General features: G+C 67.9%; 26 protein-coding genes. 16 read left to right on the top strand and 10 right to left on the bottom strand.

Annotation, left to right across the window (positions count from 1 at the left end; translation table 11 throughout):
- The first annotated feature begins 6 nt into the window (after positions 1-6).
- The 5 genes from EL338_RS20590 to groL all read left to right on the top strand — a co-directional run bounded on the left by EL338_RS20590 (position 7) and on the right by groL (position 6,226).
- The gene (locus EL338_RS20590; RefSeq protein ID WP_197721902.1) at positions 7-924 is read left to right on the top strand and encodes a carbon-nitrogen hydrolase family protein; all 918 of its coding nucleotides are present in this window, start codon (positions 7-9) and stop codon (positions 922-924) included.
- On the top strand, positions 899-1,873 hold the full coding sequence (locus EL338_RS20585; protein WP_126335441.1) for a cyclase family protein: 975 nt from the start codon (positions 899-901) through the stop codon (positions 1,871-1,873). Before EL338_RS20590 ends, EL338_RS20585 begins: the two co-directional genes overlap by 26 nt.
- Before the next feature lie 20 nt (positions 1,874-1,893).
- The gene (locus EL338_RS20580; RefSeq protein WP_126335440.1) at positions 1,894-3,600 is read left to right on the top strand and encodes a dihydroxy-acid dehydratase; all 1,707 of its coding nucleotides are present in this window, start codon (positions 1,894-1,896) and stop codon (positions 3,598-3,600) included.
- 93 nt (positions 3,601-3,693) lie between these two features.
- On the top strand, positions 3,694-4,386 hold the full coding sequence (locus EL338_RS20575) for a GntR family transcriptional regulator (RefSeq protein WP_126335439.1): 693 nt from the start codon (positions 3,694-3,696) through the stop codon (positions 4,384-4,386).
- Between the two features lie 214 nt (positions 4,387-4,600).
- On the top strand, positions 4,601-6,226 hold the full coding sequence (groL, locus tag EL338_RS20570; RefSeq protein ID WP_126335438.1) for a chaperonin GroEL: 1,626 nt from the start codon (positions 4,601-4,603) through the stop codon (positions 6,224-6,226).
- A gap of 82 nt (positions 6,227-6,308) precedes the next feature.
- On the opposite strand, the gene EL338_RS20565 is transcribed toward groL, so the two are convergent.
- A complete protein-coding gene (locus EL338_RS20565) occupies positions 6,309-7,625 on the bottom strand; it encodes an MFS transporter (RefSeq protein WP_126336995.1) in 1,317 nt (438 codons plus the stop codon).
- Between the two features lie 251 nt (positions 7,626-7,876).
- Between EL338_RS20565 and EL338_RS20560 the strand changes: the two genes are divergently transcribed.
- From EL338_RS20560 to EL338_RS20540, 5 genes are read left to right on the top strand one after another with little or no spacing between them, the layout of a single operon-like run.
- Positions 7,877-8,755, top strand: a complete 879-nt coding sequence (locus EL338_RS20560) for an ABC transporter substrate-binding protein (RefSeq protein WP_126335437.1) — start codon at positions 7,877-7,879, stop codon at positions 8,753-8,755.
- Positions 8,756-8,768: 13 nt separating this feature from the next.
- Positions 8,769-9,770 carry a FecCD family ABC transporter permease gene (locus EL338_RS20555; RefSeq protein ID WP_235666561.1) on the top strand — a complete coding sequence of 334 codons (1,002 nt, stop codon included), beginning with the start codon at positions 8,769-8,771 and terminating at the stop codon, positions 9,768-9,770.
- Positions 9,767-10,567, top strand: coding sequence for an ABC transporter ATP-binding protein (locus EL338_RS20550; protein WP_126335436.1), 801 nt, complete (start codon positions 9,767-9,769; stop codon positions 10,565-10,567). The genes EL338_RS20555 and EL338_RS20550 overlap by 4 nt, the downstream gene beginning before the upstream one ends.
- Positions 10,567-11,424, top strand: a complete 858-nt coding sequence (locus EL338_RS20545) for an MBL fold metallo-hydrolase (RefSeq protein ID WP_126335435.1) — start codon at positions 10,567-10,569, stop codon at positions 11,422-11,424. The genes EL338_RS20550 and EL338_RS20545 overlap by 1 nt, the downstream gene beginning before the upstream one ends.
- A gap of 31 nt (positions 11,425-11,455) precedes the next feature.
- Entirely contained in the window at positions 11,456-12,148 is a 693-nt protein-coding gene (locus EL338_RS20540; protein ID WP_126335434.1) for a S1 family peptidase, read from the top strand.
- On the opposite strand, the gene EL338_RS20535 is transcribed toward EL338_RS20540, so the two are convergent.
- Together EL338_RS20535 and EL338_RS20530 are read right to left on the bottom strand one after the other, a co-directional pair.
- Positions 12,138-12,515: a pyridoxamine 5'-phosphate oxidase family protein gene (locus EL338_RS20535; RefSeq protein WP_126335433.1), complete on the bottom strand. Its 378-nt coding sequence runs from the start codon at positions 12,513-12,515 to the stop codon at positions 12,138-12,140. The genes EL338_RS20540 and EL338_RS20535 overlap by 11 nt on opposite strands.
- On the bottom strand, positions 12,512-14,251 hold the full coding sequence (locus EL338_RS20530; protein ID WP_126335432.1) for an N-acyl-D-amino-acid deacylase family protein: 1,740 nt from the start codon (positions 14,249-14,251) through the stop codon (positions 12,512-12,514). The genes EL338_RS20535 and EL338_RS20530 overlap by 4 nt, the downstream gene beginning before the upstream one ends.
- 22 nt (positions 14,252-14,273) lie before the next feature.
- On the opposite strand from EL338_RS20530, the gene EL338_RS20525 reads away from it, so the two are divergent.
- Positions 14,274-14,654 (top strand): VOC family protein, encoded by a 381-nt coding sequence (locus tag EL338_RS20525; protein WP_126335431.1) that lies wholly within the window; start codon positions 14,274-14,276, stop codon positions 14,652-14,654.
- On the opposite strand, the gene EL338_RS20520 is transcribed toward EL338_RS20525, so the two are convergent.
- On the bottom strand, positions 14,651-14,959 hold the full coding sequence (locus EL338_RS20520; RefSeq protein WP_126335430.1) for a DUF2563 family protein: 309 nt from the start codon (positions 14,957-14,959) through the stop codon (positions 14,651-14,653). The two genes, EL338_RS20525 and EL338_RS20520, sit on opposite strands and share 4 nt — an antisense overlap.
- Before the next feature lie 111 nt (positions 14,960-15,070).
- Here EL338_RS20520 and EL338_RS20515 point away from each other — a divergent pair, with 111 nt between their 5' ends.
- The 4 genes from EL338_RS20515 to EL338_RS20500 all read left to right on the top strand — a co-directional run bounded on the left by EL338_RS20515 (position 15,071) and on the right by EL338_RS20500 (position 18,651).
- Positions 15,071-16,645 carry a putative alpha/beta hydrolase gene (locus EL338_RS20515; protein ID WP_126335429.1) on the top strand — a complete coding sequence of 525 codons (1,575 nt, stop codon included), beginning with the start codon at positions 15,071-15,073 and terminating at the stop codon, positions 16,643-16,645.
- Positions 16,630-17,313 carry a hypothetical protein gene (locus EL338_RS20510; protein WP_126335428.1) on the top strand — a complete coding sequence of 228 codons (684 nt, stop codon included), beginning with the start codon at positions 16,630-16,632 and terminating at the stop codon, positions 17,311-17,313. The genes EL338_RS20515 and EL338_RS20510 overlap by 16 nt, the downstream gene beginning before the upstream one ends.
- 117 nt (positions 17,314-17,430) lie before the next feature.
- Positions 17,431-18,102 (top strand): hypothetical protein, encoded by a 672-nt coding sequence (locus EL338_RS20505; RefSeq protein ID WP_126335427.1) that lies wholly within the window; start codon positions 17,431-17,433, stop codon positions 18,100-18,102.
- A gap of 21 nt (positions 18,103-18,123) precedes the next feature.
- Positions 18,124-18,651, top strand: coding sequence for a mycothiol transferase (locus EL338_RS20500; protein WP_126335426.1), 528 nt, complete (start codon positions 18,124-18,126; stop codon positions 18,649-18,651).
- Positions 18,652-18,872: 221 nt separating this feature from the next.
- On the opposite strand, the gene mbtM is transcribed toward EL338_RS20500, so the two are convergent.
- Both mbtM and EL338_RS20490 read right to left on the bottom strand, forming a co-directional pair.
- A complete protein-coding gene (mbtM, locus tag EL338_RS20495) occupies positions 18,873-20,459 on the bottom strand; it encodes a long-chain-fatty acid--ACP ligase MbtM (RefSeq protein WP_126335425.1) in 1,587 nt (528 codons plus the stop codon).
- Positions 20,456-20,719 (bottom strand): acyl carrier protein, encoded by a 264-nt coding sequence (locus EL338_RS20490; RefSeq protein ID WP_126335424.1) that lies wholly within the window; start codon positions 20,717-20,719, stop codon positions 20,456-20,458. Before EL338_RS20490 ends, mbtM begins: the two co-directional genes overlap by 4 nt.
- Before the next feature lie 398 nt (positions 20,720-21,117).
- Here EL338_RS20490 and EL338_RS20485 point away from each other — a divergent pair, with 398 nt between their 5' ends.
- A complete protein-coding gene (locus EL338_RS20485) occupies positions 21,118-21,972 on the top strand; it encodes a hypothetical protein (protein WP_126335423.1) in 855 nt (284 codons plus the stop codon).
- A gap of 4 nt (positions 21,973-21,976) precedes the next feature.
- On the opposite strand, the gene EL338_RS20480 is transcribed toward EL338_RS20485, so the two are convergent.
- The 4 genes from EL338_RS20480 to EL338_RS20465 all read right to left on the bottom strand — a co-directional run bounded on the left by EL338_RS20480 (position 21,977) and on the right by EL338_RS20465 (position 25,434).
- A complete protein-coding gene (locus EL338_RS20480; protein ID WP_126335422.1) occupies positions 21,977-22,318 on the bottom strand; it encodes a hypothetical protein in 342 nt (113 codons plus the stop codon).
- A 501-nt stretch (positions 22,319-22,819) separates the two neighbouring features.
- Positions 22,820-24,322, bottom strand: a complete 1,503-nt coding sequence (locus EL338_RS20475) for a putative alpha/beta hydrolase (RefSeq protein WP_126335421.1) — start codon at positions 24,320-24,322, stop codon at positions 22,820-22,822.
- On the bottom strand, positions 24,301-24,618 hold the full coding sequence (locus EL338_RS20470) for a DUF2563 family protein (RefSeq protein ID WP_126335420.1): 318 nt from the start codon (positions 24,616-24,618) through the stop codon (positions 24,301-24,303). Before EL338_RS20470 ends, EL338_RS20475 begins: the two co-directional genes overlap by 22 nt.
- Positions 24,619-24,759: 141 nt before the next feature.
- Positions 24,760-25,434: a TetR/AcrR family transcriptional regulator gene (locus tag EL338_RS20465; protein ID WP_126335419.1), complete on the bottom strand. Its 675-nt coding sequence runs from the start codon at positions 25,432-25,434 to the stop codon at positions 24,760-24,762.
- Between the last annotated feature and the right edge of the window lie 144 nt (positions 25,435-25,578).

Raw genomic sequence — 25,578 nt, 5'->3', positions numbered from 1 at the left:
AGCAGCGTGACCGACGATCAGTCACCCGTGGGCGCGGGCGAGGCGGGTACCGCCGTGGTCGCCGTCGCGCAGGTTCCGTCCGTGCTCGGCGATCCGGACGCCAACATCGCATCGATGGCCCGCTGGTTGCGGCTGGCCGCCGACCGGGGTGCGGACCTGACGGTATTTCCCGAGTGCGCGCTGTCGGGCTACATGATGGACTCGCGCGCACAGGTCGAGGCCGCGGCCGTGGAGGCCACCGCAGAGCGGCTCGCACCGCTGGTCGAAACCGCTTCGGATACGGGCTCTTTCGGAGTCCTGGGCCTGCTCGAGCGCGACGGCGACAAGGTCTACAACAGCGCCGTGTTGATCGGCCCCGACGGCATCGTCGGCTCCTATCGCAAACAACACCTGCCCCGGCTGGGTGCCGATGCGTTCGTCGACCCCGGCGACGGCAAGGCGCCGCGGGTCTACGACATCAACGGACTGCGCGTGGGCATCATGATCTGCTTCGACCTGCGCTTCCCGGAGTCGGCCCGCGAGCTGGCGCTCGGCGGGGCCGATGTCATTGCCATGCCCACCAACTGGCCGCTGACCGCGGGGTTCCTCGCCGACCACATGACGCGGGTCCGCGCCGTGGAAAACCTGGTATACGTGGCGGTCTCGGACCGCTGCGACCGCGAGTCCGACACCGATTTCCTGGGCCGCAGCCAGATCGTCGCCCCGTCGGGGGAGGTACTGATCGACGCCGGCACCGAGGAGGGCATTGTCCTGGCGCCGCTGGACCTCACCCGATCCCGCACCAAGACCCTGACTTTCGACGACCCGCCGTTCTCGCTGCAGGTGTTCGACCAACGCCGCCCCGAGCTGTACTCGGCGCTGACCACCCCGACCGACCGTTCGACAGGAGACGACCACCATGTGTGGACCCGGAATCATCGATGAGCGCACGCGCAACACGATCGCCGCGCATGCCGCGAAGTTCCGCGAGATCACCATGAGCCCCTTCGGCCCCGACGACGAGATCGGCATGCTGAACCTGATCAGCCCGGAGAAGTCGCGCGAGGTGATGCGGGCCGCCGACGGCGGCGCCGCCATCGACCTGTCGGTCGACTACTTCATCGGCATGCCGTCCTGGACCAAGGCCGGCGACCCCGGCTTCCAGCAGTGGATGACCCACACCCCGGTGGGCACCGTCCTCGACGACATCACCGGAGTCGGGACCGAACAGAACGAGCTGGTGGCCTACTCGGGTGACGCGATGTCGATGTACACCCACTGCGGCACGCACATCGACACGCTGAACCACTTCGGCTATCACGGCAAGATCTTCAACGGATACGAAGCGGCGCAATGCATCAGCTCGCGGCACTGGATCAAGTGCGGGGCCGACAAGTTCCCGCCGATCATCACCCGCGGCGTGCTGTTCGACATCGCGGGCCTGCACGGCGTCGACGTCCTGCCGGAGAACTACGGCATCGGCGCCAAGGACCTCGCCGACGCGCTGGCGCGGCAGCAGGTGGAGTTCCGGCCCGGCGACGTCGCGCTGGTGCGCACCGGGCGCATGCAGTATTGGCCGGACACCGATCGCTACATCAACAACGCCCCCGGGCTCAACCGCGAAGGCGCGGAGTTCCTGGCCGAGGCGGGTGCTGCGGTCATCGGCGCGGACAACCTGGCCCTGGAGCAGTCGCCGTCGCCCGATGCGGAGAACTGGCAGGTGGTGCACACCTACCTGCTCGCCGAGGCGGGCGTACCCATCATGGAGGTCGTCGACTGCGAAACCCTGGCCGGAGAGGGCCTTTACGAGTTCGCCTTCATCGGTGCATGCATGAAGGTTCGCGGCGCCACCGGCGCTCCCATGCGTCCGCTCGCGATGCCGCTGCTGCCCTGACCGGGCTCGAAAGGATCCACATGTCTGAATCGTCCGGGTACCAGCCGGGCACCTCGGCCGTCGACAGCAGTCGGACGTCGTACGGGGATGCCGGCTTCAGCCGCTATCTGCGGCGGGCGTTCTTGGCCTCGGCGGGCTACGACGACGAGAGTCTCGAGCGTCCGATCGTCGGAATCGCCGTCACGCAAAGCGATTACAACACCTGCCACCGCGACATGCCCGCGCTGCTCGCGGCGGTCAAGCGGGGTGTCGAGCAGGCCGGCGGCCTGCCGATGGAGTTCCCGACCATCTCGCTGGGCGAGATCCTCACCGCGCCGACCACCATGTTGTTCCGCAACCTGATGGCGATGGACACCGAGGAGATGATCCGAGCGCTCCCGATGGACGCCGCGGTGCTGCTCGGTGGCTGCGACAAGACCGTGCCCGCCCAGCTGATGGCGGCGGCCTCCTCCGAGATCCCGGTGATGCTCGAGGTCGTCGGACCGATGATGACCGGCTCGTGGCGCGGGGAGCGGCTGGGCGCCTGCACCGACTGCCGCCGGTTCTGGGGCGCACACCGCGGCGGCGAGCTCGACGGCGACGAGATTGTCTCCGTGCGACAGGAATTGGTCTCGACCACCGGTACCTGCACCGTGATGGGCACCGCCTCGACCATGGCCGCGCTGACCGAGGCCTTGGGCATGATGCTGCCCGGCGGGGCGACCCCGCCCGCGGTCAGCGGGGCGCGGCTGCGGCACGCCACCCAAACCGGCCGCCGCGCAGTGGAATTGGCGCGCACCGGCGGACCGCTGCCGCGCGAGGTACTGATCCGCGAGGCGTTCGAGAACGCCATCCGGGTGTTGGCGGCGATCGGCGGTTCGACCAACGCGCTGATCCACGTGCTCGCGGTGGCGCGTCGCGCCGGCGTGCCGCTGGAGATGGCCGACTTCGACAAGATCGGCTCGGACACCCCGCTGCTGGTGGACTGCAAGCCGTCCGGCGTGGGCTACATGGAGGACTTCCACCGGGCCGGCGGCGTGCCCGCGCTGCTGACCGAGCTGGCCCCGCTGCTGCACCGCGACCATCGCGGCGTCAGCGGCCGGTCGATGGGCGAGCTGATCGCCGAGACCGACGGGCCGGCCGAGTGGCAGAACACGATCCGGCACCTGCCGGACCCGCTGGGTCCGCCCGGGGCGCTGGCCGTGCTGTCCGGGTCACTGGCGCCCAACGGGGCGATCATCAAGGCCTCGGCCGCCAGCCCGCACCTGATGCAGCACACGGGTCCCGCACTCGTCGTGGACAATCCGGCCGACGCGTCGGCGATCCTGGACGACCCGGATCTGGACGTCACTCCCGAGCACGTCCTGGTCATGCGGTACTCCGGGCCGGTGGCGGCCGGGATGCCGGAGGCGGGTGCGCTGCCCATCCCGGCGAAGCTGGCGCGCGCCGGGGTCCGGGACATGGTGCGCGTCTCGGATGCGCGGATGAGCGGGACGTCGTACGGCACGGTGGTGCTGCACTGCGATCCCGAGGCCGCGGTGGGCGGACCGCTGTCGGTGGTGCGCAACGGCGACCTGATCCGGCTCGACGTGCCGAACCGGTCGATCGACCTGCTGGTGCCCGACGACGAGATCGCCGAGCGGCTGCGGTCGTTCACGCCGCCGGCGCGGGCGGCACGCGGATGGCGGCGGCTCTACGAGGAGACGGTGCTGCCGGCAAGCCAGGGCGCGGACCTGTCGTTCCTGTGAGCAGGGACGACACGGCCCACGGAAGCAATACGGCGCATGCTGCATACATCTATGCTGACGAAAATGTGCTGGCTCACCAGGGAGACGTGAATCGTGTTCGACGCCGGGCAGGTTTCACTGACCGATCGGGTCTATGAGGAGTTGATGCGCGCGATCCGCGCGGGCGAACTCCAACCCGGCACCATGCACTCGGTCGTGGAGATTTCGGGCCGGCTCGGGGTGTCCCGGACCCCGGTGCGTGAGGCGCTGCTGCGCATGGCCAGCAACGGCATGGTGCGCTTCGAGCGCAGCCGCGGCGTGCGGATCCTCGAGGTGTCCACCCGCGACATCGAGGAGATCTACTCGCTGCGGATGATGCTGGAGGTCCCGTCGGCGTACCGGGCCGCCGAACTGCTGACCGACGAACTGCTGGCCCCCATCGAGGACGCGTTCGGCCGGATGCAGGACGCGACCAAGGCGGGCGACGAGGCCAGCTTCCAGGCCGCCGACGTCGACTTCCACGCCGCGATCCTCAACGTCGCGGGCAATCGGCGCGTCACGGAGGTCGCCGCGAACACCCGCATCCAGATGATGGACCGCGGCCTGTCGACCACCGCCACCCGAACCCTGGTCGACATCCTCCTGGTGCACGAGCGGATCCTCGATGCGATCCGCGGCCGCGACCCGCACGCGAGCGCGGCCCGCATGCGTGATCACCTGGTCGAGACGGTCACCCTGCTGCTGACCCAGTCCACCGGCGACGACTCGCTGGCGAGCGCGTACACGCCGCCGCCGCTGCCCGTCTAGAGGCCGGCGTCGAGGCCGGCTCCGCCGCGGGCGAACTGTCTTGCACTCGTCGAGTCCGAGTGCTAAGAATGCAGTTGGCACTCGCGACCGGCGAGTGCTAGGTCGGGACGGTGAGGCAAGGGTCCGCACCTGCGGGGCACACCCAGGCCGTCCGTCGCGGGCACTGCACCCGACCAAGAGCACGTGCATCCCCAATTCGGAGGAACACTTCGCAATGGCTAAGACAATTGCGTACGACGAAGAGGCCCGTCGCGGCCTCGAGCGGGGACTCAACGCCCTCGCCGACGCGGTAAAGGTGACGCTGGGGCCCAAGGGTCGCAACGTCGTCCTCGAGAAGAAGTGGGGCGCCCCCACGATCACCAACGATGGTGTGTCCATCGCCAAGGAGATCGAGCTGGAGGACCCGTACGAGAAGATCGGCGCCGAGCTGGTCAAGGAAGTCGCCAAGAAGACTGACGACGTCGCCGGCGACGGCACCACCACCGCCACCGTTCTGGCCCAGGCGCTGGTTCGCGAAGGTCTGCGCAACGTCGCGGCCGGCGCCAACCCGCTCGGCCTGAAGCGCGGCATCGAGAAGGCCGTCGAGACCGTCTCGGAGAACCTGCTCAAGTCGGCCAAGGAGGTCGAGACCAAGGAGCAGATCGCCGCCACCGCCGGGATCTCCGCGGGCGACACCACCATCGGTGACCTGATCGCCGAGGCCATGGACAAGGTGGGCAACGAGGGTGTCATCACCGTCGAGGAGTCCAACACCTTCGGCCTGCAGCTGGAGCTCACCGAGGGCATGCGCTTCGACAAGGGCTACATCTCGGGCTACTTCGTGACCGACGCCGAGCGTCAGGAAGCCGTCCTGGAGGATCCCTACATCCTGCTGGTCAGCTCGAAGATCTCGACCGTCAAGGACCTGCTGCCGCTGCTGGAGAAGGTCATCCAGTCCGGCAAGCCGCTGCTGATCATCGCCGAGGACGTCGAGGGCGAGGCCCTGTCGACCCTGGTGGTCAACAAGATCCGCGGCACCTTCAAGTCCGTCGCCGTCAAGGCCCCGGGCTTCGGTGACCGCCGCAAGGCGATGCTGCAGGACATGGCCATCCTCACCGGTGGTCAGGTCGTCAGCGAAGAGGTCGGTCTGTCGCTCGAGACCGCCGACATCGCGCTGCTGGGCCAGGCTCGCAAGATCGTCGTGACCAAGGACGAGACCACCATCGTCGAGGGCGCCGGGGATTCCGACGCCATCGCCGGCCGGGTGGCCCAGATCCGTTCCGAGATCGAGAACAGCGATTCCGACTACGACCGCGAGAAGCTGCAGGAGCGCCTGGCCAAGCTGGCCGGCGGTGTTGCGGTCATCAAGGCCGGGGCTGCCACCGAGGTGGAGCTCAAGGAGCGCAAGCATCGCATCGAGGACGCGGTCCGCAACGCCAAGGCCGCCGTCGAGGAGGGCATCGTCGCCGGTGGTGGCGTGGCCCTGCTGCAGTCGGCCCCGGCGCTCGACGCCCTCAAGCTCGAGGGTGACGAGGCCACCGGCGCCAACATCGTCAAGGTGGCGCTATCGGCCCCGCTGAAGCAGATCGCCTTCAACGCCGGCCTGGAGCCGGGCGTTGTCGCCGAGAAGGTCAGCAACGAGAAGGCGGGTGTCGGCCTGAACGCCGCCACCGGCGAGTACGAGGACCTGCTCAAGGCCGGCGTCGCCGACCCGGTGAAGGTCACCCGCTCGGCGCTGCAGAACGCGGCGTCCATCGCGGCGCTGTTCCTCACCACCGAGGCCGTCGTTGCCGACAAGCCGGAGAAGGCCGCCGCTCCCGTCGGCGATCCGACCGGTGGCATGGGCGACATGGGCTTCTAAGAAGCTCGGCTTCTGAGAAGTTCAGCACCAGTATCGGGAAAGCCCGGTCCCTCGCGAGGGACCGGGCTTTTTCGTGTTTCGCTCAGAGTTCGTGCAGCGGAGTGGGTTTGAGCAACGACGTGGCGACCACGCTGATCAGCGCGGTGCCCACCAGATACGCGCAGGCGATCCACGGGGAACCGCCCGCCGCGGCGATCAGCGCCGTGAGGATCATCGGGGTCAGGCCCGAGGAGAAGATGCCGGACAGCTGGTAGACCGTCGACAGGCCGGTGTAGCGGATCCGCGCCGGGAACAGCGAGGCATACAGCGTGCCCTGGGCCCCGTAGAACAGCGCGTGGATCGCACCGAACACCACCAGCATGCCGAGCGTGTAGAAGACGATGTTGCCGGTGCCGAACAACGCGAACACCGGGAAGACCGCGACGGCGTAGGCCGCGATGCCGATCGTGTAGATCCGTTTGGCGCCGAACCGGTCGGTCAGCAGACCGGACACCGGCAGCAGCACCGCCATCAGCAGGGAGGCCGCGGTCACCGCGACCAGTACCGGAACCTTCGGGAGCTCCAAAGTGGTTGTGGCGTAGGCGATCGCGAACACACCCCAGGTGTTGAACGCCGCACCCTCGCCCCAGCGGGACAGCATGCCCAGCACCGTCGAGCGCAGCACCGGCGGCCGGAACACCTCGCGCAGCGGCACCGCGGCCCGCTCGCCGCTGTCCCGGACCTTCTCGAACGACGGTGTCTCGCTGGCCTTCAGACGCACCACGACGCCGAAGATCACCAGCACGATGCTGAACAGGAAGGCGATCCGCCAGCCATAGGCCAGGAACGCGTCGTCGGGCAGTACCACCTGCAACAGCGCGAACACCCCGGTGCCCAACGCGAGTCCCAGCGCCAGGCCCACCTGCGGGATGCTGCCGAACAGCCCGCGCCGCCGCGGCGGCCCGTGCTCGACGGCCAGCAGCACCGCGCCGGCCCATTCGCCGCCGAGCGCGAAGCCCTGCACCACGCGCAACAGCAGCAGCAGGACCGGCGCCAGGACGCCGATCTGGGCGGCGGTGGGCAGCACGCCCATCAGCGCGGTGGCCCCGCCCATCAGCACCATCGTCAGCGCCAGCGTCTTCTTCCGGCCGATCCGGTCGCCGATGTGGCCGAACACGAAGCCGCCGATGGGACGCACCACGAAGCCGACGGCGAACGTCGCGAACGACAGCATGGTGCCGACGAACGTGGTCTGGTCGGGGAAGAACGCCTGGTTGAAGACCAGGCTGGCGGCCGTGGCGTAGAGGAAGAAGTCATACCACTCGATGGTGGTGCCGACCAGGCTGGCCCACAGCGCGGTGCGGGCCTGCGGGGTGATCGCGGTGCTTTCGCTGTCGTCCGCGGGCACCCGTTCGTCGATGAGAGTCACGTCATTTAGTTAGGCCACAGCCGGGGGTCGCAGCGCCACGGTTGCGCGCGCGGTGATTCGAACCTCGGGGACCGTGGGATAGGCTCGCCGATGCCCGGCGTTGCCGGGGCCGTGGTGTCCAGTGAAGTCCGGTACAAGCCGGCGCTGTCCCGCAACTGTGAAGCCGATACCCCTCGGGGACGGACGAGCCAGGTCAGCTGAGCCGCGGTCAGACGGACTCCTCGGACGAAGGACTGGTTCTGATGCACACCGTGCGCCGCCTGCCGGCGCTGCTTGCCGCTTTGCTCGCGGTCGGGCTGATCGCCGCGTGCGGATCCGACCCCGAACCCGCCGAGACCGACGCGCAGGCCACGCCCGAACGTGTTGTCTCGCTGAGCCCGTCGGCGACCGAGACGCTGTGGGCCATCGGTGCGGGATCGCAGGTCATCGCCGTCGACGGGCAGTCGAACTACCCGGCCGACGTGCCCACCCAACAGGACCTGTCCGGCTTCACCCCGAATGTCGAGGCGATCATCGCCTACCAGCCCGATCTGGTGATCATCGACGACGCGCCGGACGACCTGGCGGCCGGCCTGCAGGCCGCCGGCATCCCGCTGCTGTCCCAGCCGGCTCCGACCACACTGGACGACGCGTACGCCCAGATCGAACAGATCGGCGCGGCGACCGGGCGCATCGGCGACGCCGCCGAACTGGTGTCCCGGATGCGCACCCAGATCGCCGAGGTCGTCGACGACACCCCACCCGCGGAGCTCAGCTACTACCACGAGCTCGACCCGTCGCTGTTCAGCGCGGGCAGTGCCTCGTTCGTCGGGCAGCTCTACGGCCTGTTCGGGCTGACCAACATCGCCGACGGGGCCGACGCCTACCCGCAGCTGTCCGAGGAATTCGTCGTCACCGCCGACCCGGACCTGATCTTCCTGGCCGACGTGCAGTGCTGCGGTGTCACCGCGGCGACCGTCGCCGACCGCGCCGGGTGGGCCGAGGTGGCCGCCGTGCGCGACGGCCGCATCTACGAACTCGACGCCGACGTGGCGAGCCGCTGGGGTCCGCGCATCGTCGACACGGTCGAGCGGATCGGCGAAGTCATCACCGAGGTCCACGCTGTCTCGGCGCCCAACTGACCGGCGCCGCGCGCTGGTCGTGGCCGCGGCCGTGCTCGGCACGGTCGGGGCGGCATTGCTGGCGATCTTCGTCGGGCCCGCCGACCTGCCCGCCCGCGGCGTGCTGCTCGCGCTGCTCGACGGGCTGCCCGGCGTCGACGTCGAGCACGGGCTGACCACCGCCCAACACGCCGTGCTCTGGCAGATCCGCCTACCGCGCGTGGTGCTCGGGGCGCTCGTAGGCGGCACGCTGGCGATCGCCGGCGCCGCCTATCAGGGGGTGTTCCGTAACCCGCTGGCCGACCCTTACCTGCTGGGGGTGTCCAGCGGCGCCGGGCTGGGTGCGACGGCGATGATCGTATTCGGCCTGGCGGCAAGCACATTCGCGGTTCCCCTGGCGGCATTCGCCGGTGGCATCCTCGCGGTGACCGCCACCTATCTGCTGGGCCGCGGTGTGGGCGGTGGGCGCACCGAGGTGGTCATCATCCTGGCGGGTGTCGCGGTGGCGGCATTCGCCAACGCGGGGCAGACCTTCCTGCAGCAGCGCTACGACGACTCCATGCGGCAGGTGTACAGCTGGCTGCTGGGCCGGCTGAGCACCAACGGCTGGACCGAGGTCGCCGTCGCCCTGCCGTACGTGGTGCTGACGGTGCTGGTGATCCTGTTGTTCGGGCGGATCCTCGACGTCATGGCGGTCGGCGACATCGAGGCGGCCAGCCTGGGCATCGACCCGCGGCGGGTGCGGCTGCTGTTGGTCGCGGTGGCGACGTTGGGCACGGCGGCGGTGGTCAGCGTGAGCGGGTTGATCGGGTTCGTCGGCATCGTCGTCCCGCACGCCGTGCGGCTGTTGGTCGGCCCGGGACACCGGCTGCTGCTGCCGCTGTCGGTGCTGTTCGGCGCGGCCTTCCTGATGCTGGCCGACGTACTGGCGCGCTGGGCGCTGTCCCCGGCCGAGCTACCCATCGGCGTGGTCACCGCCGCCATCGGGGCGCCGTTCTTCCTGGTGGTGCTGCGGCGCAGTAGGAAGATGACGTGACCGCCGTGGTGTCGTGTGCGGACCTGACCGTCGTCCGCCGCGAGGCGTCGGTGCTCCGCGACGTGCACCTGAGGGTCGCCGCGGGCGAATGGGTCAGCGTGGTCGGCCCGAACGGGGCCGGCAAGACGACGCTGCTGCATGTGCTGGCGGGGCTGATCCCGATCGGCAAGGACGCCCGGCTGACCGGAACCGTGCGGGTCGCGGGCCTGGACCCGCAGGCGGCGCGGCGCCCGCAGATCGCCGCGGCGGTCGCGCTGATGCCGCAGCGACCCACCGTGCCCGACGGCGTCAGCGTCACCGAACTGATCACCCTGGGCCGCACCCCGCACATCCCGCGGTTCGCCATGCCCTCGGCCGCCGACCGCCAGGTGGTGCGCGACGCGATCGAGCGCCTGGACCTCGGTGGCGTGGCCGAGCGGCCCGTCACCGAACTGTCCGGCGGTGAGTTGCAGCGGGTGGTGTTGGCCCGCGCGCTGGCCCAGCAGCCGTCGGTGCTGATCCTCGACGAGCCCACCAGTGCCCTGGATGTCGGTCATCAGCAGCAGGTGCTCGAACTTGTCGACGCGATGCGGGATGCCGACGGGCTCACCGTGATCGCCGCCATGCACGATTTGACGTTGGCCGGCCAGTACGCCGACCGGATGGTCATGTTGCGCGACGGTCGAGTGGTCGCCGACGGTGTCCCCGCCGAGGTGCTGACGGTGGCTCGGATCGCCGAGGTATACCAGGCCCGGGTGGAGGTGGTGCAGCGCGGCGGCAACATCGCGGTGCTGCCGGTGCGGGACGGGGCGCGCTGATGGAAGTGCTGTTGCTGGGGACCGGCAGCGCCGACGGGTGGCCCAGCCCGTTCTGCGAATGTCGTTCGTGCCGTTGGGCGTCGGCGGCCGACGAGATCCGCGGGCAGACCGCCGCGCTCGTCGACGATGCGCTGATGATCGATTGCGGTTACGAGGCGCCGCGCGCGGCGGTGCGGTTCGGGCGGACGCTGGCCGGGGTGCGCCACATCCTGTTCACCCACGGCCATTTCGACCATGTCGGGCCCGCGGCCCTGGTGATGCGGCACTGGGTGGGGGCCACGGAACCGCTCGAGGTGCTCGCCCCTTCTGCTGTGCTCGATCAGTGCCGCGACTGGGTGGGGCCGCGGGACCCCGTCACGTTCCGCGCGGTGGCCGCCGGTGAGCAGCTACGCCTGCCGGGGCCGCGCGGCGACTACCTGGTGCGGGTGTTGGCCGCGGCGCACGCCGGCGTGATCGGCGACCCCGCGGTGCTGTACGACGTGTCCCGCGCGGGCGCAAGGTTTCTGTGGGCCACCGACACCGGACCGCTGCCGGCCGAGACCGCCGCGGCGATCGCCGGGGCGAAGTTCGATGCGGTCTTCCTGGAGCAGACCTTCGGCAGCAAGACCGACCACGGCACCGAGCACCACGACCTGCCGGCGTTCGCGCAGACCGTGCGGGGGCTGCGCGAATCCTGTGCGGTGCATGCCGATACCGACGTCGTCGCGGTGCATCTGAGTCACTACAACCCGCCGGGGGACGAGTTGGCGCGGGCGCTGGAGCGGTGCGGTGCGCGGGCCGGGCGCGACGGGGAAGTGGTGCGGGTGAGCACATCCGAGGCGGTCGGCGCCTACCATCACTGCCGTGGGGAACGGTGACGCTGGGCTGAGGGGCCGGCGGACGGCGTGGATGCTCGCCGCGGTGGTGTGCGCCCTGGCCGTGGTACTCGGAGTCGTGTACGTATCGAAGCCCGCACCCGCCGCCATGGCCATCGCTCCCGGCATCGGGATCGTGGCCGAAGATCCCGCCGGGCGCGTCGCCACGGTGTGCACTCTCGGGTTCCTCGCCAGGGGCGCCGATGGGGCGCGTTACGCATTGACCGCCGGACACTGCGACAAGGGGGGTGACGTGACGCTGTCCGATCGGGCCGATGGCAACCTCCGCAAGATCGGCCGGTTCGCGCACTCGGTGCCCGGGCACGATGAGGGTCCGGACATCGCAGTGATCCGGCTTGAAGACGACGAGTTGCCACGCGACCCGTGGATTTTGACCGAGCGCCGTGTCAGGGGTGACACCACTACCGTCCTCCTCGAAGAGGACATGTTGTGTTTCGATGGCAGGATCAGCGGCCAGCAGTGCGGCAACTATTCGCTTGTGCTGCATACGGTCCGGTCGCGGCAGGCCATGGCGAACCTGGCCTTCTTCACCGCCACGGCGCAACCCGGCGATTCCGGAAGTCCCGTGTATCGGCTCGAATCCGACGGATCGGCTACGGCGGTGGGAATCCTCAGCGGCACCGTGGGGGATATCGGGGTGGTGGCGACGCTGGTGGAGCCCTACCTGGAGCAGTGGGGCTTGAGGCTGGACACTTTCAGGCCTTGAACACGACGCAGTCGTGCAAACAGCCGCTCTCGGCGGCCGGTGAACCGGGGGCGGCCTTGCGGTGCAGCAGCGCCTTGGTCGGCACCACCCGCAGGGCGCCCGCGTCGGCCGGTTCGGCGCGGCCGTCGACCATCAGCGCGTAGCCGCCCGACTCGCGAGGCGGCCACAGCAGCGAGACATCGGCTCGGGCAGCCACATTGGTGCTGGTGCGGTCGCCGACCGCCCCGACGTCGAGGACCCCGTCGACCAGGGTGGGTTCGACCATCACGGTGTGCGGTTTGCCGCCGTCGCCGGTGGTGATCAGGAAGGCCTGGTCGAAATCGGCCAGGGCCTCGGTGAGGCGGATCAGGTCCACTGCGGCGCTCATGCTGCCCCTTCGGGTTCGGGTTGACGGCCGCGGACCAGCTTGCCGGGCCGCGCCGGGGTGGGGACTCCATTCTCCGCGATGATCTCGCCGGAGACGATGGTGGCGACGTAGCCGTCGGCGGTCTGGTCGAGCCGTCGGCCGCCCGCGGGTAGGTCGTGGGCGACCACCGGGCGGTGCAAGGTCAGCCGGTCGGCGTCGATGACGTTGAGATCGGCCTTGTAGCCCTTGGCAATCCGACCGCGGTCGTGCAATCCGGCGACCCGGGCCGGCACCGAGGTGAGCTCGCGCACCGCCTCGGCGATCGACAGCCGACCCGAGGCGCGGTCGCGCACCCAGTGCGTCAGCATGTAGGTCGGGAAGGACGCATCGCAGATCATGCCGTAGTGCGCACCGCCGTCGCCCAGGCCGAGCACCACGTCGTCGCGGCGAATCAACTCGGCCACGGTGTCCAGCGAGTTGTCCCGGTAGTTGGCCAGCGTGACCAGCAGCATGGCGCGGCCGTCGTCGTCGAGGACGCGGTCGTAGGCCTCCTCGAGCGGGCTGACGCCGCGGGCGCGGGCCCGCGCACCGATGCTGTCGGCCGGGTCCGGCTCGTAGTTCGGCGGTTCGCCCAGCGGGAACATGAAGTCCCACAGCTGCGCGGCGAACATCAACGGGTGCCCCTCGCCCGGGGCGTCGGACAGGATCCGTTGCCGCACTTCGGGTTTACGCATTTCGTCCACGCGCTGATCCAGCGGCAGATCGGCGATCTCCTGATAGCTCGGGTACAGCACGAACGGGTTGCCGGACAGTTCCAAGCCCAGCACCAGCCCGATGGGGCGGGGGAAGATCTGGGCGGTGATGTCGCCCCCGTCGGCGTTGGCCTTCTCCACCATGGTCAGCGCGTCGAGGAAGAACGGCGGGCCCGCGTTGCCGATGGCCAGCGTGAACGTCACCGGCAGTCCGACGTCGGCGGCCACGTCGAAGACGGTCTGCAGCACGGGTTGGTAGTCACCGGCCACCAGATCAGGCACGAACTGGATCAACCCGCCGCCCGCGTCGTCGAGGCCGCGGGCGATGGCCTCGATCTCGGCGTACCCGGCGTCGTAGCTGGGGATGGGCCGACCGCTCTCGCTCTTGTGGATGGTGAAGCGCGAGGTGGCAAAGCCCAATGCGCCGACCTGGACGGCCTCGGCGGCCAGCTTGCGCATCAGGGCTAGGTCCTCCGGGGCGGCCGGTTCGAGGTCCACGCCGCGCTGTCCCATCACGTAGACGCGCAGCGGGGAGTGCGGCAGGAAGGCGGCCACATCAATGTCCCGGCGCCGGGCGTCGAGCGCATCGAGGAACTCGGGGAAGGTCTCCCAGGTCCACGGCAGGCCGTCGACCATCACCACGCCGGGGATGTCCTCGACGCCGGCCATCACGTCCACCAGCACCTCATGGTCCTGCGGGCGGCACGGCGCGAAGCCGACCCCGCAGTTGCCCATCACCGCGGTGGTCACCCCGTGCGCCGAGGACGGGGTGAGGCGCTCGCTCCAGATGGCCTGGCCGTCGTAGTGGGTGTGCAGGTCCACGAAGCCGGGCGTGACCAACAGTCCGGTGGCGTCGACCTCCCGGGCCGCGGTCCCGGAGACGGTGCCGACCTCGGCGATGACCCCGTTGCGGACGGCGACGTCAGCGGTCCGGGGTGGGGCGCCCAGTCCGTCGACGACGGTGCCGTTGCGGATGATCAGGTCGAAGTCGGCGTCGGTTGTCATACCTCGAATGTACGGTGACCCGATGATCGATCACTTGGGAATCAACTGCACCGACTGGGGCCGCGCGCAGGAGTTCTACGACCGGGTGCTCGGGGTGCTCGGCTACAGCCGGCAACTGGACTACGAGGTGGCCCTCGGCTACGGCCGCGACGGGCATCCGGCGTTCTGGATCGCCGACGGATCCCGCAACGGTGCCAACGGGCCGAACCGGGAGGTACACATCGCGTTTCAGGCCGCCGACGCCGCTGCGGTGCGGGCGTTTTACGACGCCGCGCTCGCGCTGGGGGCCGAGTCGTTGCACGCGCCGCGACTGTGGCCCGAGTACCACGAGAAGTACTACGGGGCGTTCGTGCGGGACCCCGACGGCAACAATGTCGAGGCCGTCTTCCACGGCGGCGCTTAGAGCGCGTCGCGCACGGCGCGGATCTGCGCCTCGTTGCGGTGCTCCATGTCCTCGAACTCGGCGGCGGTGCACTGCGCGTGGTCACCGATGCCGCCGAGGTTCTTGGTGTGGCTGTTGATCAACTCCACGTTGTGCGTGTGCGCGCCGATGACCTTCTGGCCGAAGGCCTTGGCCTCGGAGAAGTTGCCGAACATCCCCGAGCCGACGGCAGTGCGCGCCAGGGTGCCGGCGCTCTGGTCCGCGTGGTCGGCCGCGGTGTAGGAGTCCTTGCCGCCCGCCCGCAGGCCCTCGGTGTTGACGTACATGAACCCAACTTAGAAAGGTTTGCCCGGGTGCCGCAATTCAGGGTGAATTGCCTGTGCCAGGACAACCGGTAGGTTTTTCGTCGTGAGGGGCGTCGGTCTGGGGGCGGTTGGGTGAGCGCGCCCAGTTTTCAATACCTGGACGCCGCGTCGTTGGTGGCCGCCGCCGGGGGCGATCCCTGGCAGGCCGACGAGGAGATTCAGTCGGGTGACCCGGGCGAGATCAGCGGTCTGGCGGATGCGTTCCGTCAGGCCGGCGGGCATCTCAAGTACGCCGATGACCAGTTCAACGCCGCCAAACGGCAGTTCGAGGCGTCCTGGGACCGCGAGGACACGGTCGAGCACCCGATCAACGACGACGCGGAGGTGCAGAAGGTCAGCGCCGCGCTGGGCGGACAACCCGCAGCGCTCACCCAGATCGCGGTGGCCCTCCAGCAGATCGCGGCCGCGCTGGCCACGGCGCAGCGCGACAGTGCTGTCACGATCCGAGATCTCAACGCCGATCTGCTCGACATCGACGACGAAATCGGCGAGGCCATGGATGAGATGCCGTTCCGGGCTTCGGAACTCATCGTCGAGGCGCAGCAGGTGGCCAAAACCGCACTGGACCAGGTTAATTCGACCCGTGGCGCGTACGTCCTGGAGCTCCAATCGGGCGAAGCATCGCTGATGGAGACCGGGTATGTTCCCGCGGCGATCGACGGTTCCGACGGGACGCCCGGGGACACGCCGCAGGAGGCTGCAGCGGAATACGACCGGTCCGGTCAGCGCGCCAAGGACGAGGAGACGGTGGCGAATGCGCGTCGGTTGCATCCGCACGGGCATCTGCACTGGTCCCTGGACGAGATTGCCGCTGATCGCAGGCTCGACGACTACACCAGCGTCACCGACCCCGTCAACGGTGCCGAGCGCTACGGCGATGCCGCCGAACAGGAGGAGGCCGCGCGCCTGGCCGGCAGTCGGCTTGCGGACTTCAACATGGTGCACTCCGTCGGTCCCGTCCCGAGGGACACGGTTTTGGGCGGCGACATGCGCGATCGCGCGCGCGGCCGTCTTTTGCTGCAGCGTCAGTTGCAGGATGCGCAGCTGCCATGGAGTCCGCGGCCGATGTCGGCCGACGATGCGACCCGGAAGATCAACGCGATGGAGGTCCAGGACCGGGCAGCCGCGTTGACGAAGCTGCACGAAGTGTTGGAGAACGGCTGCGGGCTTTCCCCCGAGGCGGCGCAGGCCATGGTCGAAGGGATCTCCCGGGGTGTGATGCCGCAGGAGTATCTGGACGCGGCCGACGGGGTGAGCAAGGTGTTCGGCGCGGGAGAGGGGGCGGTGAATAAGTTCGCTGAAGTACTACCCCGCGGGGCAGGTGGGTCTCCACTTGGTGCATTCACCGATGCGGATATTCAAGCCTTGGGAAAGCTCGGCCAGCGGCTGGGAACGGTCGGAAGTGTCGTCACGCTTGGCGTAGGCGCATACGACGTTTTGGTCAACGACAAGTCGTTGCTGGAAGTAGGAGCCAAGGCAGGGGGTTCCGCCGCCGGTATCTGGCTGGGCATCAAAGGGGGTGGGTTGGTCGGCGGGGCTATCGCCGGTCCGCCAGGTGCCTTCTTCGGGGCGCTGCTCGTGGGAACCGCAGGGGGGTTTGTCGGGGATGACGTCGCTGAGAAGGCACTGGCGTGGATGAAGAACTAATCGGTTACGAGGCCGGCGGCGCGTTCGCCAATGGGCTCTCTCAAATGTTCGTCGAACGGCCACACACGTTGGTCTTTGCGGCGGTAGCGATGCTTCTGGTCATCCTGACTGCGGAAGCCGATGGTGGCGGACGCAACCTTGCGGCGCAGCGGAAATGGTTCTGGGCTACCACGCTAGGGGCTGCGTTTGCAGTGTTCATCGCAGGCTTGCCGGACGTTGCGACCGGAACTGGACTGGCCCTGATCGCCGTCATGCTCCAGACGGTGCGCGCCTACTTCTCCACCCAGTACCTCAAGATCGGTCACCGCGTTGTTGCATTCCATAGTGCGGACCCGCTTCCCCGCGACGAGAAACCGGTGCCGTACGGTCCCCGCACAACGGCGACGAAGATGTGGTGGATCGTCGTAGCCTGTACGGCTGGTGGATCGGTGAACGTGTTCGCCTATCTCATGGACCGCGAAATCTCGTTGGCGGGCGTGGTCTGGGTGGGTTTCTGTGTCGTGCTGCCGTTCACTCTCGGTATCTTGGACGGCATTGGCCGCCAACGGGTCGCGCGCGGCCAATCTCTGCAATTCGCGGTCATTTCGGTGATCAGTGCTGGAATCTTCACCGTGTGCTATCTGGCCATTTACGGCGCGGCGTTGCGACGCGGCACCACGCAGCGATAAGCGCGGGTGACGAAGGTCGATACCGAAGGGATGGGGGAGTGCGTACGTGCAGGGACTCGCGCAACTGGTGGCCGAGCGATGCGCTCCGGATCTGAGCGATAACGGCGGAGGCACTGGATGGCGATAGAGACGGTGCGTGTGGACGCACAGGGACTCGCGCAACTGGCTGCCGAGCGACCGCATACGCTGATCTTCTATGTGGCGACGATGGCGTTCGTCGCTCTTACCCTCATTCCACACGGCAGCCGCGGTGATCTGTCCCGTCAGCGCAAGATTTACTGGGGCGGAACATTTTCCGCGGCCATTTGCGCGTTCATCGCTGCGCTCCCAAATATCAGCACCGGGTTGATCGTGGCGGGCCTCTGCGTCTTCTGTTTGGCGCTGCCCGCGTATTTTGGTACGCAGTTGATAAAGATCGGCGATCGAGTGGTCGCGTTCGAAAGCGCCGCTGCTCTCCCCGCTACTGCCGACGGCAGGGATCCCTACACGCCGCGAGTTTCTGCTTCGAAGGTGTGGTGGCTCGCTGTTTTTGGCGTCGTAATCGGAGCAGTGAATGTGCTCGGGTATGTGATCGGCGGTGACCCGGTGGCTTACGGATTGCTGGGGTTGTTCTTCTTCACCGTTCCGCCGGCGGTGACCGGCCTTGGCGACGGCAGGTACCGCCAGCGCGTTGCGCGCGGTCAGTACCTTCAATTCGGCATCATCACCATGCTCTCGGCGGGGATATTCACCGTCTGCTACCTCGTTGCCCACTCGGTGGGGTTGCGTATGCGTCAACCATCGCGGTAGCCGAGGCGTAGCGTCGGTGCCATGACTGACACCCCTAACGCAGCGGTGCAGGAACTGTTGCGAGACGCATTCACCCGGCTCGTCGAGCACTCCGATGAGCTCACCGACGGCCTCACCGACGAGGTCTCCTTCTACCGCCCCACCGAGGACGCCAACAGCATCGCCTGGCTGATCTGGCACAGCGCCCGCGGACAGGACCTCCAAGTGGCCGACATCGCCGGTGTGGAACAGGTGTGGACGAGCGAGGGTTGGGTCGACCGATTCGGGTTGGACCTACCGCGCGCCGACATGGGCTACGGGCATTCCAGCGCCGAGGTCGCCAAGGTCCGCGTCAGCGCTGACCTGCTGGCGGCCTATTACCAGGCCGTGCATGCCATGACGCTCGACTACGTCACCAGCCTCACCGACGAGGAGCTGGGCCGCATCGTCGACGACAACTGGGACCCGCCGGTGACCGCGAGTGTGCGGTTGGTCAGCATCGTCGACGACTGCGCCCAGCACCTGGGCCAGGCCGCCTACCTGCGCGGCATCGCCCCAGGAACATCCTGACCGGAGGCTGCAGGGTGTCGCACAGTTGCAGGGCGCTGCTGCGCAGCCACGCGGACGAGGATGGTCGGCTGGCTCCGGACGACCCCCGATCGGATGCCGTCACCTCCGGGTAACGGATATCCACAGGGCGACTGGCGCAGGTTGTGGATGACTGTCACCCGGACGTGACGGATTACGGTCGAAGGCCCGCGCGGAGAGCAGCGAACCGTGGTTCGACACGCCTAACCGCGGTCGGCCACCAGGGTCCGCTGCACCTCGAGGCGGCGCAGCTTGCCTGACGATGTCCGCGGCAGGGTTCCGGGCTCGACGAACAGCACCTTGGCGGGCACCACGCCGCATTCGGAAGCCACCTTGCGCACCAACGTGACTCGCGTTTCTTCCTCGTCCCCGCCGCGGAACTCCGCGGCGATCACCAGGCCCGGCCGCGCGCTCTGCTCGTCGGACCCGACCGCGACGACGGAGCCCTCCCGCACGCCCGGCACCTGGCCGGCGATCCGCTCGATCTCGCTGGGAAAGACGTTGCGTCCCGCGATGTGGATGAGTTCCTTGACCCGGCCGCAGACCACGAGGCCATCGTCGGTGAAGTAACCCAGATCGCCGGTGCCGAACCAGTTTCCGGGATCGCAGGGTGTGTCACCGAGGTAGCCGGACATCATGGAGTCCCCGCGGACCTGGACCTCGCCGACGTCGCGCCCCGCCGCCTCGGCGACCGGGAAGTCGACCGGCTCGATGCGGATCTCCATGCCGCTGATGGCGTTCCCGAGAACCGCGTGGCGCCGCAGCATCTCGCCGTCGTCGGTGGTGACGCGAACCTCGTCGAACTGCAGACCATTGCCGGGCGGGGTGACCGAGACCGCGCAGGTCGATTCGGCCATGCCGTAGGCCGGTGAGAGTGCTCCGCCGTCGAACCCGAACCGCTGCATCTCGGTGGCGAATCGGGCCATCCCGGCGCAGTCGACGGGTTCGCCGCCGTTGAGCGCGAACCGGATGCTACTCAGATCGCAGTCCGGCAACCGGCTGGCGTACTTGCCCAGCACGTTGTACGCGAAGTTCGGCGCGGCGGTGAGGGTGGCGCGACTGTGGGCCAGCCAGCCCAGCCACCTGAACGGCATCGCGGAGAACGCGGACGTGGGCGCCTGATAGGAGGGCAACCCCGAGAGTGCGGTGGTGAGCAGGAAGGTCAGACCCATGTCGTGGTAGAGCGGCAGCCAGGACAGACCGGAGTCGGTTCCGCGGTCGATCCCGACGCGTTCGCTGATGCCGGAAATATTGGCCAGCACCGCGTCATGGGACAGCTGCGCGGTCTTGGGAGTACCGGTCGATCCCGCCGTGCCCTGCAGGATGGCCGGGCGGTCGGTACCGACGGCACTCAGCGTGGTCGAACGCTGGGCGTGCGCGAGGGGACTCACATCGTGCACACAGCGTTGATCGTCGCGAGATTGCAGGTCAGCCAGGCGATCTCCGTGACTGTAAACCGCAGTGGCGCCGATGTTTTGGCATCTGCTCAGCGTTGCTTCGGCCCACTGGCCGGGGTCGGCGCCGCGCACCGGGCCGGGCAGCAGGGCGACGCTCGCGCCGGCCAGCCAACTGCCGAAGATCGCCGACAGCAACTCGATGCTCGGCTCGCCGATCAGTGCCACCGCCTGCGCGGGACCGTGGTCGTGGACCGCTTCGGCGAAGTTCTGCGCGCGGGCGTGCACCTCGCCCCAGGAGTGCGGCGTCCACGTCTCGTGATCGGCATTCAGGACATGTAGGTCGTGCGGCGACGAGGTGAGCGCCGCCGACAGCTGGTCGACGAGCCTGCTCATGCCAGTCCTCCAGCGGTCTTGGCCTCGAGAATGTCGTCGAGTTCGCCGATCGTGCTGGAATCCAACAGTTCCTGCTCGGACAAGACGATGCCGAGCTTGGCTTCGATGGCCGCGGCCGCAATCGTGAAACCCGTCCAATCCAGGCAGACGTCGGTGACCAGGCGCGAGTCCCGGCTGATCCGGCATGAATCGATATTCAGGTCGTTGCAAAGGATTTCAGAGAGTGAGTTGCTCACGCTCAGGTGCGCTGTCGAAGCCATGAAGGCGGACCGTACACCGATCAAGATCTACCCTCCAGACCTACCTCGCCGGAGTTTCGGGTGCAGCTAATTACTTGTGTGTTGACTCCGCGGTATGAATTCATTCGCACGTGTGGGTGTGAGATGTGGTCCAGTGGCGCAACAGGTTTGAGTTTTACCATCGCGAAAACTATCCGCGAAAGTGCAGGTGCCCGGCGCGGTCCGGGTGACCCAGTGTGGGCCGAGGGTGCACTCGGCGGTGGGCTGTGGTTCGGGTGGTTCGAGGCGGTCACGAGGTGACCCAAAGCGCGGTTCGTGCAGCCCCGTGCGACAACAGCAACCGTGGTTTTCCTGGGCGGAACTGGGCCATACGGTGGGGTCTCGGTAAGTTCGAATGCGACGACAGAGGGAGGCAGTCGGTGCGGTTCATGCTCACGGCGCTGCTGTGGCTGCTGGCCACGGTGGCGCTGGCGGTGGCGCTGCCGGCAGCCTGGCTTCAGAAGAACGTCGTTGACCTCGACGGATACGCGGCATTCACCGAACAGGCCGCAACCGATCCGGCGTTGCAGCAGGCTGTGGCCGGGGAACTGACCACTCAGTTGGTGAAGCTGGGTTACACCGGGGACCAGGAGTTACTGCGGGATGTGGCGTCGGTCTATACCGGTGGTGCCGACTTCCCGGGTCAGTTCGCCCAGGCCAACCGGTTTGCCCACCGGTGGCTGTTCTCGGACACGATCACCGCGGGGGAGGACCCGCAGGGACGTTGGGTGGTCGACCTCGCGCCGATGCTGCAGGACAGCTCGTTCAATGCGACCCTCGAGCGGTTCGACATCTCGGTGCCGGAGACGCTGCCGGTGCCGTTGACGGAGAATGCGCCGGACTCGATTCGGCCCGGCCAATTGCGCGCCGTTGCCGCCTGGGGCCCCTGGGTGAGCGTGGGTGCGACCATCCTGGCCGGTGTCTTCGCCCTGCTGGCCCTGGCGTCGGCACGCTCGCGCGGTAAAGCCCTTGCCGCCCTCGGTGTTTCGGGCTTATTCATCGGCGCGGCCGGCTGGGCCGGCTTGGAAGTCGGGCGACGCTACGTCAACGAGGCGCTGGCGAACACCAGCGCCGACGTCCGGCAGATTGCCGAAGCGCTGATCCGCCACGCGACCGACAGCATGCATCAATGGCTCAACATCGCGTTGGCCGCCGGTGGCGGGTTGGTGGCGCTGGGAGTGCTGGTGGCACTGCTCGGTGGGCTGCGGCAACGGACGGTCCGTGAACCGAGTTGATCCGCTACTGCTCATCGGTGTCCGGGGCGAGCGCGGGTGGTCGGTCGGGGCGACGATCACTGGCATCCATCGCGTAGACGCGGCCGTTGATCTTGATGTGGTTAGTCCATTTGAATGCGACGAAGGCAAACCAAAGAGTCATAGCCGGCACGAAGAACAGCAGGTTCCGCCACTCAGGGAACTGTGTCGCCGACAACAGTCCGATAGCCAGTGCATTACCCACCCAGAAAATCCGACGCTGAATCGAGTCGGGTGACAGCGTCGCCGATTTCCATGGCGGGAGCATGGCGCCCAGATTGGCCAGCGCCATCGTAATCAGGCCTGACCAGAGCAGGATTGAAGTCATCATAGGAACCTAACGATTGCGTGGCCCATGAGCCGGGTCTGTGCGGGAAGCGTTGCCTGGTAGCGATGCCCGGTGGACTGCGGCAATCGACGGTCCGCGAACCGAGATGATCCGCTATTGCTCATCGGTATACGGTGCGAGTGCCGGTGGTCGGTCGGGTTTGGGGAAAGCTGCGTAGGTCCGGCCTCGGATTCTCAGGTGGTTCGTGAATTGAACGGCCGTGGCGACGACCCCAAGTCCCATCGCCGCCGTGATGAACGTTGCGGCTCGCCAGTCGGGAAGTTGTCCGATGAACAGCAGGAGGAGCCCCGCGGCGCATCCGCTCCAGTAGACGCGCCGTTGGATGGAATCGGGCGACAGGGTGGAGGATTTCCGTAGCGGGAACCAGCCGCCGACAGCTCCGAAACCGATACAGGCCATGGCACTGCAGAACCAGACCATCTTTGCTTCCTCACTTGCGAACTCCGGCGCGATGCCGGATCCGACCCATTCTGACGTTGACTATCCCGCTGAGTCGATCCGTCGCCCGATGTCGCTTCCGACTGCGTTGCCACCTTTACTAGCGAAGTACACCGCCGTGGCAACGATGGCGGCGGTGGTCCAAGGGCCAGTGACTGACCCTGCCAACGCTGCGGTGGCCCAGGCTGCGCCGACGCCGCCGAATACGCCGCCCACAGCCGCGCCTGCTTCCTCGTTGCGGTTCTCACCACCTTGAAACCATTCCGCTCCGGCAACTCCGAGCTGGAACAAGTTGCCTACGGTGCCTGCTCTGCTCGCCAGCTTCTGCAGTGTCTTCGCGTCGGAAGCTGAGAGCAGATCCGTCGGGGCGTTGTGACGGTTGTCCGGAATCGCCCAGCCGTAGGCTTGTGCACCAGACAAGACCGGTCCGGCGTTGCTGGCCAGGTTCGACAGCGTCTTGAGCGCCCCCTCCTCCGACATCCCGTCTCTGGTCAGCGCGAAGAACGCTTGCCTGGTCGCGGTGACGCGGGCGAATTGCTCACCGTCGTCGAGGGTTTGGGTGGCCTGGTCGGGCGTCATGGGTCCCACGTCGTGAAACAGGCCGTCGCCCAGGTGGATTCGGCCCGATCCGAGTTGACGCTGCATGTCGAGCCGTTGCTGAGCGCGCGTGCGGGCATCGCCGCCGAGGACGGGATCCTTGGGAAGCGGCCCCATGAAGTTCGCCATCCGGAAGTCATCGAGGCGTTCGCCGGCCAAGCGGCGGGCCTCCGGGGCGGCGGCGGGGTCGTTGACGGTGCCGAAGTCCCGCAGGCGCGCGGCCGCGTCGGCCTTGTCCTGGGTCATCTCCCCGGGCGCATTCACCAGCTCTTCGTCCTTGGCACGCTGGTTGGTGTCGTAGTGCTCGGTCGCCGACTGTCCGCGCTGTTCGTCGCCCGGAACACCGTCGCCGTCGACATCGTCGATGGCCGCCGGGTCGTAGCCGTGCTTGTGGCGCAGGTCGGTCAGCGCCTCCTGCAGCTTGGCCGCGTAGCTGTCACGGAAGATCTCGATGGCGCCCAGGGACGCGGTCGTCTTCGCGATTGCTGTCTCTTCGAGCCCGGAGATGTTCATGTCCGCGGCCAGCGCCGCGCCGATCAACCCGTCGAGCTGCACCAGGTGATCGTTGAGGCTGTCGATATTGAAGCTGCTCATGCGCTGCGCCTCGGCGAGATTCGCGGCGATGTTCTGCAGGTCGATGCCGATCTGCGGAAGCTGCTCGGCCTGCACGAACAGTTGGGTCTTCGCGCGCTGCACCTCGGCGGCATCGTCGATGGGATGCTCGCCGTTCTCCCGGTTCCACGACTCGTGGAAGCGTTCGGTCGCGGCGTTGAACTCGTTCCACGTCTCGTCGGTGCACGCCCCGGCGGCGTAGAAGGCACGGGCCAACTCGGAGATCTGGCCGGCATCGCCGGATTCCAGCGAGGCGTACACGTTCCACGGATCGCCGCCGGCCGCAGCGATCAGTGCGCCGACGTCGATGTGGTTCAGGCTTGGGTAAGCGACCACTTCACGGCCTGTAGCGCCTCGGTGTTACGTCGTTCCATGTCCACGAAACACGAAGCGGTGACATGGGTTTTGTCGCCGAGCACCCCGAGGCGTCGCTCCTGGTTGCGCAGCCTGGTCGCGTGCTGAGTGTGGGCGCCGTCAATTCCGGTCGAGAACAGTTCGGCCGCCGCGAAGTCGCCGAACATCCCGGCGCACACCCGCCCGCGCGACAACGCCTGGACGCCCTCATCCGCAAAACCGGCGGCGGCGTAGGACTTGTTGGCCCCCGCCCGCATCTGCTCCACGTCCACGAACACGGTCAGCTCCCCTCAGCAAACATCGTGCCTGAGCCTAACGGCAGTTGCGGAGGTGTCTATTCACCTTTTTCCGCGCTGCGCACGTCGAGACGGTGGTGCGTCGCCGGAGCGGCGCGTCGCGGATGAAACGGCAGCGTCGCGTCAGTTGTTGCCGCGACCCGAACCCGAGGGCTCCCAGGTGCTCATGGCCGCATCCAGACCTTCGTCGTCCAGCGCATCCACCGGCAACGGCTGCTGATTGTCGTTGCGGCGCATGCCGTCGAGGAGGATGGCCGTGAACCGGCGCCACAGGTCGCGGTCGACGTTGCCGGCGAATTGGCTGACCACGCCGCCGATCAGGCTGATGATCGGCATGTCGGTCGCGGAGATGTCGGCCCGGAGGTACCCGTCGGTCTGTGCCCGTCCGACCAGTTCCGCCACCACCGGGCCGAGGCGGCCCTTTGCCGCGACCACGCGATCGCTGCCGTATTCCTTGCTGAAGGCCATCTCTCGAAGACCGCGGTCGGTGGCGGTCAGCTCGCACATCTGCTCGACGAACCATGCGAAACCGTCCCAGGAGTCGTCGTGCTGCAGACCGGCCTCCGCCAGGGCCGTGAGCTGATCCAGTCCGTCGACGAAGATCGCCTCGAGTAGTTCGTCCTTGGTGCCGAAGCGCCGATACACCGTGCCGACGCCCACACCCGCGTGCCGGGCGACATCGTTCAGGTTGGGCTCGAGGCCTTGTGCCGCAAACAGATCGCGGGCCGCCTCGAGGACCCGGGCGCGATTGCGCTCGGCGTCCTTTCGCAGCGGGCGGCCCGTCGACTCACGTGTCACCGCACCGAGTGTAATGCGACGCACACGAAAGTGGATTGACCTGATCCGCTTAGTTCGTTAGCTTTGCTGATTAGCCATGCGACCTCTCCCCGCCGCCGGGGTCGTTACGACGCCGGAAGGCCCTACATTGATTGCCGTCGATCG

It is taken from the genome of Mycolicibacterium chitae (assembly GCF_900637205.1).
GTDB classification, from domain to species: Bacteria; Actinomycetota; Actinomycetes; order Mycobacteriales; family Mycobacteriaceae; genus Mycobacterium; species Mycobacterium chitae.
The sequence above is the reverse complement of the archived record's forward strand: the minus strand, read 5'-3'. Positions and strand labels throughout refer to the sequence as shown.